This is a genomic window from Pseudomonas sp. K5002, assembly GCF_013386655.1.
In the GTDB taxonomy this organism is placed as follows: domain Bacteria; phylum Pseudomonadota; class Gammaproteobacteria; order Pseudomonadales; family Pseudomonadaceae; genus Aquipseudomonas.
This window is the reverse complement of record NZ_JACARK010001162.1, coordinates 1-2,367: the sequence shown is the minus strand read 5'-3', so window position 1 is coordinate 2,367 and position 2,367 is coordinate 1. Positions and strand designations below refer to the sequence as shown.

The 2,367-nt window shown below is 59.9% G+C and carries 4 protein-coding genes; all 4 read left to right on the top strand.

Going from position 1 to position 2,367, the window contains the following annotated elements:
- On the top strand, positions 1-674 hold a 674-nt coding region (eutC, locus tag HX846_RS34445), incomplete at its 5' end, for an ethanolamine ammonia-lyase subunit EutC (protein ID WP_178967175.1).
- A 92-nt stretch (positions 675-766) separates the two neighbouring features.
- The gene (locus HX846_RS34440; protein WP_178967174.1) at positions 767-1,225 is read left to right on the top strand and encodes an N-acetyltransferase; all 459 of its coding nucleotides are present in this window, start codon (positions 767-769) and stop codon (positions 1,223-1,225) included.
- 240 nt (positions 1,226-1,465) lie between these two features.
- Positions 1,466-2,122: a DedA family protein gene (locus HX846_RS34435; RefSeq protein WP_008436520.1), complete on the top strand. Its 657-nt coding sequence runs from the start codon at positions 1,466-1,468 to the stop codon at positions 2,120-2,122.
- Between the two features lie 6 nt (positions 2,123-2,128).
- A partial coding sequence (locus HX846_RS34430; RefSeq protein ID WP_178967173.1) for a zinc-dependent peptidase occupies positions 2,129-2,367 on the top strand: 239 nt, incomplete at its 3' end.

Sequence of the window (2,367 nt, the reverse complement as noted above, 5' to 3'; positions counted from 1 at the left end):
TACACCTGCCGTTTGATCATGCAGGACTCAGCAGCCAACTGGCGGAGCGCGGCCGCGACAGCCTGTTGCTGCACAGCGCCGCCGTCGACCGCCACAGCTACCTGCAACGCCCGGACCTTGGGCGCCGCCTCAGTGATGAATCCGCCCAGGCCCTGCGGGACTATGCCGAAGCCAACCCCGGCGGCGTGGACCTGGCGGTGGTGGTGGCCGATGGCTTGTCGGCCCTGGCGGTGCATAAACATACGTTGCCGTTTCTTACACGCATGGAGGAACAAACCCACGCTGAAGGCTGGTCGCTGTCACCGGTGATTCTGGTGGAGCAGGGCCGTGTCGCCGTCGCGGATGAAGTCGGCCAGTTGCTCGGGGCAAAAATGGTGGTGATCCTGATCGGCGAGCGGCCGGGGCTCAGCTCGCCGGACAGCCTGGGGCTGTATTTCACCTACAACCCCAAGGTCGGCCTCACCGACGCCTACCGCAACTGCATCTCCAATGTGCGCCTGGAAGGCTTGAGCTACGGCATGGCCGCTCACCGCCTGCTTTACTTGATGCGGGAGGCCTGTCGCCGGCAGTTGTCGGGGGTCAACCTCAAGGATGAAGCGCAGGTACAAACCCTCGAGTCGGATGATCCCGACCTGATGAAAGGAAACTTCCTGCTCAGCCCACCGAAGGACTGATCCCTGCACGATTGCGCTTTTTCTCTGCTTTAGGCAGCATCGAGACACGGCCGCTTGTGTGGTCATACCCCATTTGGAAGTTGAGGCCTGGCATGCGGATTACTCAAGCGACCCTGGAACACCTGGACCTGTTGACCCCGCTTTTCGTCAAATACCGCGAGTTTTACGGCGCGCTGCCGTTTCCTGATTCGAGCCGCGCCTTCCTGGAAAAACGCCTGCGCCGCAAGGAGTCCGTGATCTACCTGGCGCTGGCCGACGATGACGACAAGAAACTGCTCGGTTTCTGCCAGCTGTATCCAAGCTTTTCATCGTTGTCCCTCAAGCGGGTGTGGATCCTCAACGACATCTACGTCGCCGAAGACGCACGCCGGCAGTTGGTGGCCGACAACCTGATGCGTACCGCGAAGAAGATGGCCAAGGAAACTCAAGCCGTGCGCCTGCGTGTGTCCACCAGCAGTGACAACCAGGTGGCGCGGAAAACCTATGAGTCCATCGGTTTTCGGGAAGACACCGAGTTCAAGAATTACGTGCTTGCGATCAGCGATGACTGACAACTATTAACCAAACCTCATACATCTGTTGTGGGAGCCCCCTCCCACACTGACGCTGTGTCTACAATCAGATCGAAGTCGCGACATTCCCCGCTACAAAACCAGCACGCTTTTCACAACTCTATCCGTATAATGCGGACCTTTCAGGGTCGTAAGAATTACGCCACAACCTTGTAGCCCTTATTACCCGAAGCCTCCGCACAGGCCCGCTGAGCCAGGCCATTCACACAGGTGCCCTCCATGGATTTCAACCCGCTCGACCTTATCCTGCATCTCGACGTGTATCTCGACATGCTGGTGAGAAACTACGGAGTGTGGATCTACGCCATTCTGTTCCTGGTTATCTTTTGCGAAACCGGCCTGGTGGTCATGCCGTTTCTGCCGGGTGATTCCTTACTGTTCATCGCCGGCGCTGTTGCAGCGGGCGGCGGCATGGACCCGATATTGCTGGGCGGCCTGCTTATGCTCGCGGCCATCCTGGGTGACAGTACCAACTACGTGATCGGACGAACGGCCGGGGAACGCTTGTTCAGCAACCCCAACTCGAAGATCTTCCGCCGCGACTACCTGCAAAAAACCCACGACTTCTACGACAAGCACGGCGGCAAAACCGTGACCCTGGCGCGCTTCCTGCCGATCCTGCGCACGTTTGCGCCGTTCGTCGCCGGTATCGCGAAAATGCCTTACCCGCGCTTCTTCGGTTTCAGCGTGTTCGGCACCGTCCTCTGGGTCGGCGGCCTGGTAACCCTGGGCTACTTCTTCGGCAACGTGCCGTTCATCAAGAAAAACCTGTCGCTGCTGGTGGTGTTCATCATCCTGCTGTCGCTGGTACCGATGATCATCGGTGTGTTCCGCAGCCGCTTTGGCCGCAATTCCACCGAAGCCAAGCCGCAGTAACCTGCGATGTGGTCCCTCAGCGCCTGGCGTCGCCGGCGCCTGCTGGCCAAGCACCCGATTGCCGATGAAACGTGGCAGCGGGTGCGCCATCACCTGACGTTCCTCGACGGCATCACTGCCGAGCAAGACCAGTGGCTGCGGGAAGCCTGCGTGGTGTTCCTCGCCGAAAAACACCTCACCGCCCTGCCCGGCGTCGAACTGCACCAGGAACAGCGCCTGCTGCTCGCCGCCCAGGCACAGCTGCC